Genomic DNA, 17,261 nt, shown 5'->3' with positions numbered 1-17,261 from the left:
TCTTCGGAAGCCGGTTACCACCGAAACAGCTATGGGTCAGATAATAGGAAATTTATGCCTTAAAATCAGTTGTGTAATGAATGATGGTGATGGGTAGTTTTTTCTTGTTGCGATTAACAATAAAATATCATCTGTGAGTAGTAAAAGAAGCCAGAGTATTTTCTATTCCGGCTATCTTTAAAATCTAACTAACAGATTCTAGACTAGACCACTGATTCATATTTTTAATATGTTAGTGGAGAGTAACCAATTTTTTCAGTATATTAGTGCTTAATATCACGCTTTTCTTGGCGACAATCAGCATTGCCGACAACCCCTTCGCGACATTCTTGTTTGGCGTCACGGCCGTCCTGACGCTCTTGTGCCTGCTCAGTTGCTGTCACAGGTACTGCGGTCATCAGGGTAGAAGCGGCAAGCAGCATTAATGCATATTTTTTCATCGTATATCTCTTAACATAGTAATATCCCTACCGAGGGTGAGCACACCTTGTATGGTATGTTTAGATATTATACTTTCTGCCTTTTCAACTCGTCTCGCCAAGCCTGATACAATTATAAACTAGATATCTATTTATTGGATGATAATGGGGTGGTATGCATGTGATATGCCTAGCTTAAAAAGATATCGCATTGGATAATAGTGAAAAATTAAAATCTCTGATGTTTGAGTTTTTTGTTACAGATGACACGTAGCATAGTCGTTTATTTTAGTGATTTAGATCTCGAAGAGTTAAAGTTGCCTTAGTTAAGCAGGTTGAATCAGGATGCCAGTGGTTCAATTCCACGGATTAGTATTTATGTAGTTAATATATTTTATAAAACAATAACAGGTAGTTCGTAGCATTAAGGTAACATATAACGTGTTGTCATTAATAAACCTGCACTCAAGTAACCCTGTATGGCCAGACAGAGCATTGATAATACTATCAATGCATTAGCCAAATTGGACAGCATGCATTATTAGCATCATGGCCGGAGTGTAAAAAAACATAAAACCAACATTGATTAACAGGCAGGATGCATTGAATGTGCTGCTGTCGCAGAGACATTACTGATGCGGCACTGTTATTAAATAAAAACGCACGAACACCATTTAAAAATAAACATCTTTTTTACTGCTAATTATTCTGAAAAAGTGATAATGCGCCCGTTCAGGTGCCTTAACTTCTCTGCTGTTTCAGCGGATGAGTGAGATATATTCATATCGCATATTACTCAGATAATTTATGTCAAATAACTCCACCTCTTTACATTCTGTTGCCTCTGCCTCTGCCTCTGCAGCTTCTGCGCCGCAGGAGAGCGTTCCGTTCATTCTGCCGCCAGAGTTCCCCACACAGACGGGGCCGCTGGGTATTCGTTATGATTTCAATGACGGCGCCCGCGTGTGGCTTCCTCAGGGGCAATGGCATGTCCAGATCTGGGATGCCGATTCAGACAATATTCTCTTCTCCTGCGATTCCGATGAAGGCTGGGTGACCAGCGCCAAGAAATTCTTTGTCCGCTTCAGTATCAGGGTGTTCCGCCGCGGGGAAAAGGAGCCGGTTCTTGACCACACCCTGGATTTGACCGGGCAGGACGTGCTGGTCTCGTTCCCTGTGGGGACATTAGGCGACCTTATCGGCTGGGTTCCCTATGCTGAGCGTTTCCGCGAACAGCATCAGTGCCAGCTGGAATGCACGATGGGGCCGCTCATTATCGACCTCTTTGCGGCCAGTTATCCGGACATCCGGTTTACCGAACCGGCGAACTATACCGGACGCCAGCCTTACGCCAGTTACCGGGTGGGGTTGTACTTCCAGGGAAACCTGAACAACCAGCCGATTGATTTCCGCATGGTGGGCCTGCACCGCACCGCCGGCCATATTCTGGGCACCGACCCCACAGAAATACTGCCGAAGCTGTCACTGAATGCCCCGCGCACCATCCCGGAGCCCTATGTCTGCATCGCCACCAAAGCCTCCTGCCAGGCGAAATTCTGGAATAACGGCACCGGATGGAATGAGGTGGTGGACTATCTCAAAACTCAGGGGTATCGCGTGCTGTGTATCGACCAGAAAGCGACCGTGGGCCAGGGCTTTGTCTGGAACCATATCCCCCATGGTGCAGAAGATTTTACCGGGGATATTCCGCTGTCAGAGCGGGTGGCCCTGCTGCAGCACGCCGACTTTTTCATCGGCTTATCCAGCGGTCTGAGCTGGCTGGCCTGGGCCTGCCGTATCCCGGTGGTCTTAATCAGTGGTTTTACGCTGCCGAACTGTGAATTCAGCACCCCTTACCGCGTCTTTAGTCCGCATGTCTGCAACGGCTGCTGGGATGACGTGCGTATTGATTTTGACCACAAGGATTTTCTGTGGTGTCCCCGTCACAAGGGGACCGAGCGGCAGTACGAATGCAGCCGCGCGATAACGGGTCAGCAGGTGATTGGGCATATCCGTCGCCTGCAACAGACTCATCTCCGTTTCAATAACACCGGCGACAGGGCATCAGCGGATACCGCTCCCGTGCACATAACCCGACACGTAAAGGAAAGAAAATGAGTGGATTAAACCATATTTATCGTCTTGTCTGGGACCAGGTCAGGGAGGCCTGGGTGCCTGTTGCCGAACACTGTAAAAGTGCCGGCAGAACCGGTGTCCGTCGTGCGGCCCTGACCGGCAAGCTGGCTATTCTGGCTATTGCGGTGGTTCCTCCTGTCCTACAGGCGTATACCGGCCCTGCCTTCCAGGTGTATGACCCTAATGTGGACGCCGGTGAGGTAGTGACTGGCGAGGTGCTGATGTATGGTGCTGTGCAGAACGTGAATAACGGTGGCATAGCAAATGCGACCGCGGTCAGTTCTGCTGGACTTCAAAATGTCAGCGCTGGAGGCACCACGAATGGTACCATTATTTATGGCGGGGGAACTCAGAACGTCTACATAGATGGCACCACGAATGATACCATTATTCATAGCGGGGGAACTCAGAACGTCTACGATAGTGGTTATGCGTCAGGCACCATTGTTAACGATTACGGGATACAAAACATCAGTTCCGGCGGTACTGCGAAAGGGGCCCAAATTGGCGGTGAATATATCTGGAATCCAAACACCAGTAAATATGACACCTATGCCGGGACTCAGAACGTCTACGACAGTGGTTATGCGGTGGGGACCATTGTTAATTCCGGAGGATACCAGGTAGTCCATTCCGGGGGATACACGGATAATACGCTACTTACTGGTGAACCGCCGGTGTCATATCAACCGATTGACCCTGATACGGGGCTGCCAGAAGTGGATGAAGATGGCAATCCAGTAATCATCTACCTTGGTGCTGGTACACAAATTGTCTCGTCAGGTGGGAACACGCTCGGGACTATGGCTATCTCTGGTGGAACACAAACTGTATACTCCGGGGGAGTTGCGACTTTGTCTGTAATGTACAATGGCGGACGTCAGATAGTCAGAGGTGGCACCGCCGTTTCGACCACAATTAGCTCTGGTGGGCGCCAAAATGTTGAATCTGGTGGGGTCGCCATTTCGAGCACAGTTTCCTCTGGCGGAACCATGGGAGTACAAGCCGGTGGTACTGCGCAAGACACTGTAATTGACGGTGGATATCAGTACGTCGGTGGGTCTGGAGCCCATGCAGTCAATACTACCATTATGAGTGGTGGGCTGCAGAACGTCCGCTCATCTGGTACCGCATCTGATACCACCATTATGAGTACTGGGCGTCAGAACGTCTATAGTTCCGGCATAGTAACCTCAACCAGGATAGAGGGGGGGGGACGCAGAACGTCGATGGTGGAGGAATTGCAAACTCAACCAGGGTGCACTCTGGCGGTACTCAAAACGTCAGTGGCGGTTCGGCCTATTTGACCGACGTCACCAGTGGTGGGCGTCAGCACGTCGGCCTGCAAATCATCAAAGACGAAGACGGTGATGAAAGTGTGAGTACCTACTATGGTATTGCCGAGCTGACCACCGTTCACAGCGGTGGGAGCCAGCGTGTCAATACCGGTGGTACAGCCCTCCAGGCCAGCATTGAGAATGGCGGGACTCAGACCATTCTCGGCGGTGGCAGCGCAGTCTCGACCGAGCTTTACGGAAGACAAAACATCTCCGGCGGCTCTGCCAGTTTGACCACCGTTTACACTGGGGGGGTTCAGACAGTCACCCTGGAGGTCATCACAGACCCCGAAACCGGTAACGTGATCAGTACCTACTATGGTGTTGCCGAGCAGACGACCGTTCACAGCAGTGGGATTCAGGAAGTCAATACCGGTGGTACAGCCCTCCTGGCCAGCATTGAGAGTGGCGGGACTCAAAATATCCGTGGCGGTGGCAGCGCAGTCTCAACCGAGCTTTACGGAAGACAAAACGTCTCCGGCGGCTTTGCCAGTTTGACCACCGTTTACACTGGTGGTGAACAGTATGTAGCCAGTCAGACCCTCTACGACACCAGCGGTGTAATCACTGATGTCTACCTTGGTGTTGCAAATGACACCACGCTTGATGGCGGAATTCAGTATATCGTCGCCGGAGGCGAGACCAACGGGACAATAGTAAACGCCGGCTCGGCACATAATATTGCCGGTACGGCAAATAGCACTACCGTCAATGGGGGTATTTATACTCAGGGGATGACGGGCTCCAGCTCGTTTACCACAGCGGCAGCTTCGGACCTCTCCGTCAACACTGGCGGTAGTGCCTATATCTGGGCCGGTACTGTGACAAATGCCACCGTTGGTGGTGATATGCTTGTAGGGTCGCATGACGTTGGCTTAACTTCGGATGTCACCCTGGCAGGTAATGTAGTCGTTAGTGACAGTGGCCGATTACAGGTCTCCGAAGGTGCGCATACCGAAAATGCAGACCTCACATTAACCGGTACCGGTATGCTGTATCTGGACAATGCCCCCACTGTCACCGCATCCACGACGGTGAATGCCACCCAGTACAGCATGGGTGCCATGACCATGAACGGCGGAGGTGTTCAGTTTGATACTGAGGACGGCTATGCTGACCTGACGGTGGATAGCCTGGACGGCTCCGGCACATTTTACATGAACACCGAAATCGCCACCCTGCAGGGTGACCATCTGACGGTTACCGGTGAAGCAAACGGGGATTATGGCGTCGTTGTTGCCGATACCGGCGTCAGCCCGACTTCCGATGCCAGCCTGGAAATGATCAGTACCGGGGGCGGCGACGCAGAATTTACCCTGGCCAACACCGGTGGAGTGGTCGATTTGGGTACCTACCAGTATCAACTGGTGGATAACGGCAATGACACCTGGTCGCTCACTCCGTATGTACCAACAGAGCCTGTAGAGCCAGTTGAACCACCGGTTGTGCCAGTGGAGCCACCGATTGAGCCTGTAGAGCCACCGGTTGAACCGACAGAGCCAACAGAGCCAACAGAGCCAACAGAGCCAACAGAGCCAACAGAGCCAACAGAGCCAACAGTCCCGCCGGTAGAGCCTGTGGTTCCCCCGTCTGAAATGACCATCTCGCCAAGCACCGCAGCCGTGCTCGCCATGGCCACCGCAGACCCGCTGATATTTAAAGCGGAGATGGATGTTGTCCGTGACCGTATGGACCTGGTGCGTTCGGCCTCGCGCTACACGGAGATATCGCACGATACGAATCTGTGGGCGCACTACAACTTCAACAACTTCAGTGTCAGCAGCACGGCAGGCGCCGCTTATGACATGACCGTCAGTGGCTTCACGCTGGGGATGGACAGGTCTGTTGCGTTAGACAATGCCATTGCTACATTCGGTGGATTCACCTCATACAGCCGCTCGGACCTGGATTTTGACCGGGGGGGCAACGGGGATGTGGACTCCTATTCCGTCGGGGCTTATGCCAGCTACCTGCATAACAATGGTTTCTATGCGGACAGCATTCTGAAAGCCAACCGTTTTGGTAATGACGTGCATGCACAGATGACCAGCGGGAGTGCGGCGTACGGTGATTACTATACCAACGGTATTGGTATGCACCTGCAGGGGGGGAAATATTTCTACTTTGGTGAGTCGTATATTGCCCCGTATGCGGCATTAAGTACCTTTACCAGTAACAGCAATGATTACACCCTGTCGAATGGTATGAAAGCCCGCGTTGACAACCAGAAATCCGTGATTGGTGAAGCAGGTGTTCAGATGGGGCATCACTTTGAATATAACGGCGCTCAAATTCAGCCTTACTTCAGAGCGGCGGTGGCCCAGGAGTTTATTGATGATAATGAAGTCCGGGTTAACGATGACACGTTTACCAACGATTTGAGTGGTGCACGTGGGGTCTACCAGGTCGGGGTGAATGCCCAGGTGACGGACACGCTTGCGGTGAATGCTCATACCAGTTATTCACACGGTGACCATGTGGATGAGCCGTTAACGGTTAACCTCGGCGCCTCGTGGAAGTTCTGATGCGCTAAACCATGTCTCTGCCATGACGGTCAGTCAGGAGCGACTGACTGACCCGGTCGCGGTGTAAAAGCCCGGAAATGACCTGCATTTCCGGGCTTTTTACGTGAACTGCTCAGGTTTTTGGTCCTGAGTCCTATTTCAGCACTGTTGTAACCACCTGAATAGAGCCTTTATCATCGCCTCATAATCAAAACAGGTGATATAATAACCAAAAATAACAGGTGCAATTTATCTGTGAAGCTGCCCAGTTAGATATTGACCAGCATTGCACTGTTGCCGCAGAAGCTATGGCAATGAACGTCGGTAAGTCATGATGGTTAAATGGGGTCGCCAGCTTAAAGAAGAACGCGCAGGGAAATTTCCAAAGGCCTCAACGATGACCCTGAGTAGCTTCGAATTCGTGAATTGGAAAAATTGCAACATATTGAAATAAAATCTATATGTTAAAAATCACCTCAATCTTGATACCAGACTCCCTGAACAATTCTCGTTAGTTCAGAAACTCAGTACGCGCTATTCTGTTGCTTTCGTCTTCAATGTTCGCCACTGGCTAAGTCAACCACGATTGCTTGATGCAAAGCACATAGTTTTACTGGTCGTGTATTCAATATGGTGAATAGCATTACAATACATAATGTTCTCGCTCGATAAATGTACCAATGATCTTGTCATGCATTTCTGTCGATTTTGAGTACCCCAGTGTCTTGCGGTTTAGTCGTTTCAATCTGTTGCGAAGGTTCAGGTTTTCACGCTCAATACGTTGCGTGTAAAGCTTACCCGTAATATGTTTTTCATTCGGTAACACGTCATAAGCACTGAAATTATCTGTGCACCATAAGGCCACATTAAAACCTGACAGCAACCCCAGTAACTGACGAAGCGTTTTCTTGCTCCGGTGACCAAAAGCATGGGCAATAATACGTTTGAGACGAGGTTCCCATGCGTACCACAGCCAGCGTTGCTTCTTTTTATTGCCGACAAATGACCACATTTCATCCACTTCGCAAATAAGCTGAATTTGCAGATTACCCAGAGGAAGAAAGGTTACGTTTTGCGGCGAGAGTGTTTTAGTGTACGCACAACGGCATTAATGCTGATATTCAGTGCCCGAGCGGTGTCGCGGATACCGGCATTATTCATGGCAAGATCAATAATTTGAGTCTTCATACCCTGTTGGCAGGCAGGGTACTCATATTCAAGTTGAAAGCTCCGGCAGCACGCCTGGCAGCGATAACGTTGATGTCCGGAACTCCCCTGTCCGTGTTTTTTTACCGAGGCTGCTTGCTTACAAAACGGACATTTTACATCAACCTTAGCCATCAGAATCCCTTTGATAAAAACGATGAGTTTATCTGATGATCTCCGGATTGAATACACGACCCTTTTTTTGTGTTTTTTTCTCACCTGGCTTCATTTGACGACCGCTTGGCGGTTTATCTGCTTAAAAATAAATAATTACAATCTGACTATCACGCTACTGTACGTTTCGGTGTGACCTACCCTCAGTATTAGATACAACTGTCAGTTAATAATGTCGGTTTGTTTACCTTCAAATTTTCCATTTTTCCAACCTGCGGCAAATTCAGATGGTGTCTGATAATTCAGTGTAGAATAGGGCTGAGGTGTGCGGGAAATAGCGGATACGCCCATTTTTGTTCTTTTTTTAAGCTGTTGTTCGATAGTGATTTTTTCGAAGGCTGCCGGTGAGAGATTACCCAGTTGGGAATGACGACGCTGCCGGTTGTAGAAGATCTCAATGTATTCCCGCACGACTGAAACGGCTTCTTCACGCGTGGAGGCTGTGTGAGGACGAGATATTCAGTTCAGCCAGTTTTGACTGTAACGTCTGCTATTACATCGCTGCACCATTATCAGCATGCAACACAAATGGTTAACAGTAACAACGCTCCCGCAGCACTGTCCGTTGCATCAGCTCTGCCGCCAACTCTTTGCTCTCGGTTTCATGGACTTCGGCACTGGTGATTTTACGGCTGAACACATCCTCCACCAGATACAGATAATACCCGCGGCCACACACCACCGAGGGCAACCACGTGATGTCCCAAGTCAGGGGCCGGAGGTGGTAAACGTGGTTCGACCCCCGAGGTGAACCTCCCCGGCACGACGTAGCACCCGGTAAAAGGCATCTTAACCGATGCTTTTGTCGTTTTTGAAGCCCGCCAAAATGAAGGCTTTTTGCTTTTCTGTTCACAATTGATGCCGAAGTTTCATTCTGTACTGTGGGTGGTTATCTTGGGATGATTATTCAAAATTAAATCGATTCAGCATTGGTGGCTCGCAAGAATTGATTTAGGATTTGCCCCGTTGCTTCGCAGGTAACACATAGCAGAATCGTCGTTGTTTTACTTTGAGTCCCGGATTAACTCAGGCCCCGTCGAGGGACTTCTTTTACCGGTACCAAAGCGGTCAATTGATATTTAGGTTTCTACATCCTTAGCGCTTGGGTGGGTTTGATTCCCACCGACCGCACCAAACGCTTTTCAGTCTGCGATTATGGGATAACCCTGAGTGACTGGAAAGGGTATCAGTCTGAACGTTGGGCGTTTACCAATAACGACGCACTATCGTTCTTGGTCGGCCGCAATCGTCCAGTGTTCAGTCTGATACTTATCCCTGTATCTTTTAGCAATTGTGTGAATTGAGTTTTGGTTATCGAGTACAGGCCCCTCTCTGTGGGGCCTTTTTTATGGCTAACAACGTAACCGAGCCATAGCCACTTATGATGCTATGACCATCAAGCCTCAGCATCCGTTGGTTTTTTTACACCCAAAGAAGCGGGAACTAACAATGAAAACACTAAACAAAAAGACACTTGAGTTTTTGACTGGCAACCTTATTGACGCACTTAAAATCGATCCAAGTTCAGTGCATGCAGAGACTCGTAATTATATTGACCACACACTGGATTGCATCATCTCGGGTGCTGATGGAGAACAGGCTCTATATGTGATGCGTAATTTGATTGAACGTATTGCTGAATTGGCACCAAAAAAGCTAGAGCCTGAAGAGGGCTCTGAAGATGATCAATAATTAATTCCAAAGTTTTATCTCGACTATTTGCACGACAGGTTGAACGATGAAAAACCGATAGCGCTACCTTGCTGGCAATTCTGAAGGGTCCTCACGCTATCGAAATATCAATGAAGAACTTGAATCAAACCTGAGCACCTCAGAAAAAAAACTGATGAGCCGGAGTGCTGGTGCATACCGGCATATATGAATCCGTACGCTGGAGGACGTAAAAGCGGCTCTCATAAGGAGGGTGACACCGCATTTGACTGGCCTCCTTTTAAAAGCGCCCATGCTGAAGGTTAGCAAAACTGCTAGTTCTATTCTGCTTTTCCTGCGCAAGACCAAAACACAAATGGTTCTTTCTGTTGGATCAAGTCCCTGAGGGTACTGCAGTCCCGAGCATAGTTAAATTTTGCTCGGTGAGTGACCATCCCATGCCCATGATCCATGTAGAGATGTTGGCCTTGTTCAGTAGAGTTTGTTCTGAATTCATTTATTGGCCAGCTATCTTTTTCTTTGGTGTCACAACCAATAATAAAACTGAATACGAAGATCATGGTAATTTTTTTCATGTGTTAATTCTTATTGTGGTAGTGGTCTTCACTGGTGCATTTCCAGTATGACATCCCTCGGATGTTTGTTTTGCCTGAATGTACTAAGGTTAAGTAAAGTGACACTTGAAATCAATAATGAAGAACAGCCGAAATTTAAGTGAGAAATAATTTTATTTTTAATTATTTCTATATTTTTTTACATGGAAATTCTAAAACTAATGAGTCAGCAACCATCAATCTTGGAGAACCAGATATTCTTATGTATTTTTAATGAAATTAAAAATAGATCAAATTATTGACAGGAAGTGAATTTTTTGCTGAAACATATTCTCTTTGTTGCAATCAACGTTCTAGTAACATCCCTTACGCACCAGCTAAAGACGCCAGCAGCGAATTCACCATTTCCCATCTCAAGGGGCTTATAGCCTTTATAAAGATAGTTTCCACCAAAACCAGAAGTTATAAATGACCGAGATGTTAGATCTAGGTCGCGCAGTAATAGCGGTAATGTTTTTTTCATTAACCCATCCATTAAATCGTTTAATTTTAAATAAAAGACCATAGGTCCAGACTTGTTACCAATCCCAACTCGTAATTTATCAATCATTTTTTCGATAAAGTAGCTGAAAATGTAACTATATATTTAGGACCATTAATGCTGGGGTTATTACTAATCTGGTGATCACTGCTACACCCTAGGTGAATGGCGCCTACTCCATTGCTCTTGTAGGTTATGACGGCTCGATGTTCTATAAATCATTTTATGCCAATAATCCTCACACACAGCCTGCACTTTCCCCAGACTGTAGTGATGTGATGGACGTCTCTTCCTAAAGTACCAGTGCCATACTTTTAGAATGGTACTTACTCCGGGAGCATCACATGAACACGATCAGAGTTGTTGGTATCGATATCGCTATCGCTAAATCCGTTTTTCAGGTCTGCGTATGGATGGCCGATGGTTCAGTTACCGGGAACAAAAAAGTATCGCGACAGAAGCTGCTCGATACTGTACGCCAGTTTCCTCCTTCTACTTTAATTGCGATGGAAGCCTGCTCCACTTCCCATTTCTGGGGGCGAACCCTGCAATCTATGGGGTATGAAGTGCGACTGATCCCGGCACAACATGTGAAAGCGTTTGTTCGCCATCAGAAGAATGATGCCAACGATGCTCTGGCTATCTGCGAAACGCATGTCGCCCAGAGCTCCATTTCGTCTCTGTTAAATCTACGGAACAACAGGATATCAAAACCCTGCGAAGTGCCCGTCAGCTGATGGTTGAGCAGAGAATGGCATCATTATTCCGGTCGGGATCCAGCGTCTTCAACAGCAGTTACCTGATCATATTGAAGATGCATCCAATATCATTACATTCACGTTGCATCGTTTACTCTCCGCTTTGCGGGAAGATATGCAGGCCCTGAACGAAAGGATCACGGGCCTGGATAGCGAAATTACTGCATTGTCGGCTCAGCAGGCAAGTTATTGCCATTTATTAACTATCCCTGGTGTCGGGCCGCTGATTGCCGCTGCTTTTATCAGTGAAGTAAATGCCGCCGAGTTCTCCAGTGGCAGGGACTTGTCTGCCTGGTGTGGTCTGGTTCCGCGACAGCACCGTTCCGGGGGGAAACAAAAGTTGTCTTCCCTGACAAAGAATGGCAATCGTAGCCTGAGAACATTAATCATCCATGGTGCACGGGCAGTGACGCGTTGCGTACAAAAACGTGATGACAGTCTAGGGCAGTGGCTCAAAGGTATTGAGTCCCAAAGAGGGTTCCTGAAAGCCACGGTCGCGCTGGCGAATAAGCTGACCGGGATCATCTGGCGAGTTCTCACCGATTCAGTCAATTTCAATATGAATAAGGCTTTTGCAATGAATTAACCCAAAGCTTAAATTGAAGAAACACGCTTTACTGAGTTTGCAGGCACTGATGAGAAAACGGCTACCGTCCATGTAACAGCCTGAAGTTGACCTGGGTAATCATAAGCCGGTGTAGTGATAAGGAAACAGGGCTCGGATGACATCATGGCGCGGGTTATGAACCCAATAATGACGCCGGATATATGGTCGCAAACCGCATCAAACCAGTACTCGCATCACCCGGGACATCCATATATGGTCAACAAAAACTGGCCACGGCTTTAGAGTTTTTCCAGATGATCCTACCCGCGAATACTACTTTGTGAGCGACTGCGGAAAGATTACGAAGACGATAAAAAATGGCGTGAAAAAATCTGAGCCATTAGGTGTTTAATCTGCACAAACCTAAGCCCGCTCACAAGGCGGGTTTTGTCGCTTTTGGAAACCACTGGATTCTGATTTGTCATTTTATGAAAAGCTATTTTAAAATGAAACGATTCAGCATGAAATGTGAATTATGACCCATGTAAACTATATAACATTTGCACCGTCTTTTGGTCGTGGTAGGCACTTCGCAAAGATGATTATTTCAATAACATGACCTTCAGAATTATCTGGCCTTTTTTGAACGGGTTCAGCTCCATACCAGAAGTAACATGTGGCTTAATTTTGGATTTGCGTTCTAGGAGTCGTTATGACTGAAGCAACATTTTGGCTAATCATCAGCTTATTCAACTGGAGTGCGGAGGGAGGTGACTATGCAGTCATTGAGCCGGCAGTCGTCGAATTATCGGAAAAATCTGAGCAGGAAATTTTGGCATTCGATGAAATCCTTACTCAGAAACTTTACGCACTAGATACAGTTGCACATGCTAAAGAAATCGGCAAAGGGTCTTATGTCGAAGGGGCTTCACATCTCGGAGGTCCTGAATATTTTTCACCTGACATGTTTCTATACGTGCGATGTGGGCTTGTTGCAAATGGACGCGCAATGTACGAAAAGGTGTTTGTCGACCCGAAAGCATTCCCCAAAGATCTCGATTTTGAGGCTCTTCTCATGGTTGCTTCAATTGCATACGAACGGAAAACGGGTAAAGAATTCGATCCTGCTCCGACAAAATTTAGCTACGAAACCTTTTCAAACAAAACCGGATGGCAGTAATACATCACTGAACGGTACAGTGACCAACAGACCAGGTCACAGCCTGATTACACCTAAGCGTCTCCTGGTCATCAGGCCATATCTGAGGGTGTTTATAACACCAGTTTAATTCAACAGGTTGCAATATTAGGGTGACAGTGGTTCAACTCCGCTAACCGGTACCAGGCAATTGTAGACCTGTTTTCGTGATGGACAGACAGGCCTACCGACGCATAGTCCAGACGTGCAGGACTTAAACAACGACAACGGTGACAGCGGGGAAGTAGACCCGCGCTATTGCGGTTAATTGATATCCAGGCGCTTCAACATCAATGGGTGTTTGGGTGGGTTTGATTCCTGCCGACCACATCAAAAATTAAAGCATGGGTAATTCCGAGTGACAAAGAAGCTTATTCACGATTTCCATACTCGGATATTGCGTTTCTGAAGCCCCAGCGCGGCTAGCACGAAACGTTGTTAGCATGAAAAGTGAACAATCATCTTGGTAAACTATATAGTATCCGCCCTGTCACCATATCGGTGATAAACAAGAACGATGCTGTTCATATAAATATCAGATCAATTGTTTCACTTCTGCCTCATCCGAGGCCATTTTTAACACGAAATTATGCGGTCAATTGGTATTCAGGCGTAGTCCGCTCAATGGGGCGTCTGGGTGGGTTTGATTCCCACCGACCGTACCATATGCTTTTCAGTCTGCGAAGATGGGTTAACCCGGAGCGGCTAGAGAGCGTATCAGTCTGAATATTGGAAGGCTCATTCAAATTTCACTATTAGTCCTGGTAGGGTGTGCCTATCCAGTGTTCAGACTGATGCCTATCCCGGCATCTCCATTACCACTTCGGTGGGTTGTATTCTGGCCATATCATTCAGACTCCGCCTGGCGGGGTCTTTTTTTATTTCTGAGAACACCACCGAGTCATAGCTACTCGCATTGCTATGCTATGACCCTCAGGCCTCGCTTATCGCAGGTTTTTTATGGACTAAATCCCATGCCATTTAAGCCGCCAGAAGACGAAATTGCGGGGTATGTCCTCGTTGTTGCAATTTTAACCATTACCGAAGCTTCAGGGAGCGGTGCATGCGCTCATGGCGACCGTTCTCTTCAGGATGACCCTTACGGATGCGTTCCGGCCGGATACCGAGCTTAATCAGCCAGACCGCGAGGCGACTCAGCCCGGCGATACCGGTGCCGACAAAAGGCTGACCGTTATCGGTTTTCAGCACCTCCGGCAGGCCGTATTCAAGGAACGCCCGCTCCAGGCAGCCCCGGACAAAGGACTCGCTTTCCCGGAACGTTCCCTCGCAGGACAGCAGGTACCGGCTGTGGTTATCGGTCAGGGTGAAAGGGTGACAGTACTGCTGGCTGAGCAGGCGGAACTTGCCCTTGAAGTCGGCACTCCAGACCTGATTGACCTCGCTGATGGTCGTCAGTGGCTGCCGGTTTCCGGGCGTACGGCGACGATGAGTGCGGGGGATGACAAGCCCCTCACGCTTCAGGGTATCGCCGATAGTGCTGGCGGCTGGCACATCAAACGGCACCTGGTGATTAATCAGCCAGGCGCGGACTTTTTTAGGTCCCCAGTCGGGGTGTTTTACGCGAACATCGATAAGCTGCTGAATAATCTCAGGCGGCAGGCGTTCAGGATGTGTGAGCCGGGTACGGGGCTGGTCAAAAAGAGAGGCCGGGTCATCAGGGTTAAAGCGCTGCAGCCATTTATAGCCAGTTTTGCGGCTGATGCCGAAGCGGCGGCACAGAGTGGAGAAAGGCTCCGTGCCAGTCTGGCTGGCACGGATGAAATCAAGACGTTGCATGGGTCGGGTCTCAGTCCAGGGCATAGTGAGTCTCCTCTGCTATACCGTTTATAACTGTTACCCATGTGTCCGGTCTAAAGTGTTACCCATGTGCCCGGTTTGTACCCAAGGCTGATCCCCCTCATTTAAAAGGTACTTTCTGGGGAATAAAAACACGGAGGGGCGTAAGACGCGCAAAACCCAACTATTTATGAAAATTTTCCACGAATATCCACGTCGGTGTGGTTCGTGTTTAACTTATTGTTTTTAATGGGCTGTTGTGTTTTTAAATACGACATCTGGATTGTTCCTTTCACCTATTTTGAGAGTATCCATGTCGGTCAGTCTCTTTGTTGAATAATTGTTAGTTTTTATGCAATCAAACAGGTGATTTAATGAACGTTGAAAAAAAGGAGTTTGCAGATATTTTCAAAGTCAACATCAGGACTATTGAACGGTGGAAAGCTGAAGGTATGCCTACCGCATTTGCGGGTGGGTATGCAGATCATCAGTGAGTCCGGGGGGTTACGCAATGACCTTGTTCATCTGAGGTTGAGAATAAAGGAAAAACTTGGTGGTCTTAGCCCGTTACAATATAGATTAAGTCAGGCTGCATAAGTTGTCCAAGATCTGGGGCGCAGATCAGCTTACAAGCAATATTGAAGACTCATTTTGTACTGACCCCTTATTGGATTATTTATCTTTAAATGATTGTTCAAAATTAAATCGATTCATCTTTGGTGGCTCACTTGAATTGCTTTAATATACGTTTCGCAGGTGATTTATAGAAAAAACGTTACTTTAATGCCCTGATTTATTTAGGCCTTGTTGCAGGCCATTTTTTTGGTTTAATTTGGCAGGCAGAATATCTGATTGCAAAATCAGGATAGCAACGGTTCAATTCCGCTAATCGGTACACAGGCAAGTGTATACCTGTTTTCTGGACATACAGGCCTACCAACGCATAGTCCAGATGTGCAGGACTTTAAAGAACGACAACAGTGACAGTGGGGAAGCAAACCTACGGCAACGCGGTCAATTGATATTCAGGCACCTATCCCATCAATGAGAGCTTGGGTGGGTTTGATTCCCACCGACCGCACCAAATAGCTTTTCAGCCGCCAAAAACGGGATAATTCCTGACTGGCTTGAGAGCGTATCAGTCTGAACGCTGGGTGTTCCCATATTGCTTTTACACGCTTGTAGGTTCATGCCGCTCAGCGTTCAGTCTGATACTTATCTGTGTATCGTTAGCAACCTTCTGAATTGAGTTTTTTACTCAGCCCCTCGTTGTGGGGCTTTTTTCATTGCTAAAAATGAAACCGAGTCAGAACCATTGACATCGTTATGCTACGGCTTCAAGCCTCGCACCTGATTACCACGATCCCTTTCCGTAAGCGGAAAAAGCCACAGTATATAGAGAAGGGCGAGTGCCGGGTATTGTGTAGGTGGTTTATCCGTAACATCATGAATACGTATTGATGGCACATCAGCGATGTCGATGACGCGCAGTCAGTATTACTGATTGCTGCTACATGTTGTGACCTGCATTTGAAACCACCCCGACCTACATTTACCCCGAATTCCCAACCCACATTGACTGGAAATAAAAACCTCACTCACAGACACCTCAAAACTCTCAATAAATATTCGCTGTACGATTACGAATGAAGTACAGCGATATTAGGAGCACTTGTTTCGCATTTACAGGGGATCCTTTCCAGAACGCCGTCCTGAAAAACTTCATACAATCCCTGCTCAGGCATATGAACATAGCCTATATGACAGTAACAACGCGTCTGGGAACAAACACGGCTTATCAATGCTTTTCGGAAATCATCGTCATAAATATTGCCAATCACCTGACTGACGAAATGGCAACGCCGGATAATACCATCCTGATCCACGCTAATAACGTGCTCTCCTGTGCGACAGTCTTTACCAATGCTGGGATGATTTCGCGCATTGATGCTGAATAAAGGATCGATCTGGCTGAGGAACGTGCGTTGCCCGGCTGTGTAGGGGGAGCGTTTTGAGCCATGACGATAGGCATTCACCCACACATAGATTTCTGCTGGTAATTTAGCACGCAAAGCGGTTATCGCCTCAAAATTGGACGGTTTACCTACGACACTAACGCTAAATCTCAGTTTGTTGTCAATCAAATACATACACTGATTGATAAAGTCCGTTAAAGATACTTCATCTGGATGGTAGGTCACCCAAAGGGCCACTTTATCCGTTTGTGCTTCCCCAAGAAAATCCAGGCGGCCACTCAGATAGTCTGAAAAAACCACTTTGTCGATATGTGCTGTGTGGCTAAGTTGCACAAGTGCGCGTTGATAGGGTTTTCGCACCAGAGCCTCTCCCCATGGTGTAAAAAAAGGCTCAGTTTCAGGTCATGCTGTGCCAGTACCCATTGTGTAAAACATTGCAAAGA

General features: G+C 47.6%; 10 protein-coding genes and 4 pseudogenes. 7 read left to right on the top strand and 7 right to left on the bottom strand.

Going from position 1 to position 17,261, the window contains the following annotated elements:
* Window positions 1-263: 263 nt before the first annotated feature.
* Window positions 264-440 (bottom strand): hypothetical protein, encoded by a 177-nt coding sequence (locus D8682_RS26940; RefSeq protein WP_202914380.1) that lies wholly within the window; start codon window positions 438-440, stop codon window positions 264-266.
* A 786-nt stretch (window positions 441-1,226) separates the two neighbouring features.
* Here D8682_RS26940 and D8682_RS08765 point away from each other — a divergent pair.
* From D8682_RS08765 to D8682_RS08755, 3 genes are read left to right on the top strand one after another with little or no spacing between them, the layout of a single operon-like run.
* Window positions 1,227-2,537: an autotransporter strand-loop-strand O-heptosyltransferase gene (locus D8682_RS08765; protein ID WP_121814084.1), complete on the top strand. Its 1,311-nt coding sequence runs from the start codon at window positions 1,227-1,229 to the stop codon at window positions 2,535-2,537.
* The gene (locus tag D8682_RS08760) at window positions 2,534-3,862 is read left to right on the top strand and encodes an ESPR-type extended signal peptide-containing protein (RefSeq protein ID WP_121814083.1); all 1,329 of its coding nucleotides are present in this window, start codon (window positions 2,534-2,536) and stop codon (window positions 3,860-3,862) included. Before D8682_RS08765 ends, D8682_RS08760 begins: the two co-directional genes overlap by 4 nt.
* Window positions 3,796-6,417: an autotransporter outer membrane beta-barrel domain-containing protein gene (locus tag D8682_RS08755; protein ID WP_370090867.1), complete on the top strand. Its 2,622-nt coding sequence runs from the start codon at window positions 3,796-3,798 to the stop codon at window positions 6,415-6,417. Before D8682_RS08760 ends, D8682_RS08755 begins: the two co-directional genes overlap by 67 nt.
* A gap of 622 nt (window positions 6,418-7,039) precedes the next feature.
* Here the strand turns inward: D8682_RS08755 and D8682_RS08750 are convergent.
* The 3 genes and pseudogenes from D8682_RS08750 to D8682_RS27445 form a co-directional block, all read right to left on the bottom strand.
* Window positions 7,040-7,737, bottom strand: a protein-coding gene (locus D8682_RS08750; protein ID WP_121814081.1) for an IS1 family transposase whose coding sequence is annotated in 2 segments (ribosomal slippage) — window positions 7,040-7,482 and window positions 7,482-7,737 — 699 coding nt in all. Because the reading frame shifts where the segments join, the coding sequence is not laid out codon by codon here.
* Between the two features lie 262 nt (window positions 7,738-7,999).
* A pseudogene (locus D8682_RS27160) lies at window positions 8,000-8,214 on the bottom strand (IS3 family transposase); the annotation flags it as partial.
* 97 nt (window positions 8,215-8,311) lie between these two features.
* Window positions 8,312-8,482: pseudogene (locus tag D8682_RS27445) on the bottom strand (IS3 family transposase); the annotation flags it as partial.
* Window positions 8,483-9,225: 743 nt separating this feature from the next.
* On the opposite strand from D8682_RS27445, the gene D8682_RS08740 reads away from it, so the two are divergent.
* A complete protein-coding gene (locus tag D8682_RS08740) occupies window positions 9,226-9,468 on the top strand; it encodes a hypothetical protein (RefSeq protein ID WP_121814080.1) in 243 nt (80 codons plus the stop codon).
* A gap of 299 nt (window positions 9,469-9,767) precedes the next feature.
* On the opposite strand, the gene D8682_RS08735 is transcribed toward D8682_RS08740, so the two are convergent.
* Window positions 9,768-10,022 carry a hypothetical protein gene (locus D8682_RS08735; RefSeq protein ID WP_121814079.1) on the bottom strand — a complete coding sequence of 85 codons (255 nt, stop codon included), beginning with the start codon at window positions 10,020-10,022 and terminating at the stop codon, window positions 9,768-9,770.
* Between the two features lie 864 nt (window positions 10,023-10,886).
* Here D8682_RS08735 and D8682_RS08730 point away from each other — a divergent pair.
* Window positions 10,887-11,886 (top strand): annotated as a pseudogene (locus D8682_RS08730) (IS110 family transposase).
* Between the two features lie 673 nt (window positions 11,887-12,559).
* Window positions 12,560-13,027 carry a DUF4240 domain-containing protein gene (locus D8682_RS08725; protein WP_121814078.1) on the top strand — a complete coding sequence of 156 codons (468 nt, stop codon included), beginning with the start codon at window positions 12,560-12,562 and terminating at the stop codon, window positions 13,025-13,027.
* A gap of 1,056 nt (window positions 13,028-14,083) precedes the next feature.
* Here the strand turns inward: D8682_RS08725 and D8682_RS08720 are convergent.
* A complete protein-coding gene (locus D8682_RS08720) occupies window positions 14,084-14,866 on the bottom strand; it encodes a DDE-type integrase/transposase/recombinase (RefSeq protein WP_121814077.1) in 783 nt (260 codons plus the stop codon).
* Between the two features lie 350 nt (window positions 14,867-15,216).
* Here D8682_RS08720 and D8682_RS08715 point away from each other — a divergent pair, with 350 nt between their 5' ends.
* On the top strand, window positions 15,217-15,336 hold the full coding sequence (locus D8682_RS08715; RefSeq protein WP_121814076.1) for a terminase small subunit: 120 nt from the start codon (window positions 15,217-15,219) through the stop codon (window positions 15,334-15,336).
* 1,146 nt (window positions 15,337-16,482) lie between these two features.
* On the opposite strand, the pseudogene D8682_RS08710 reads toward D8682_RS08715, so the two are convergent.
* A pseudogene (locus tag D8682_RS08710) lies at window positions 16,483-17,193 on the bottom strand (STM4011 family radical SAM protein); the annotation flags it as partial.
* Window positions 17,194-17,261 lie beyond the last annotated feature (68 nt).

The sequence above is a fragment of the Buttiauxella sp. 3AFRM03 genome (genome assembly GCF_003675305.1).
GTDB lineage: Bacteria > Pseudomonadota > Gammaproteobacteria > Enterobacterales > Enterobacteriaceae > Buttiauxella > Buttiauxella ferragutiae.
This window is presented reverse-complemented; position numbering and strand designations above follow the sequence as displayed.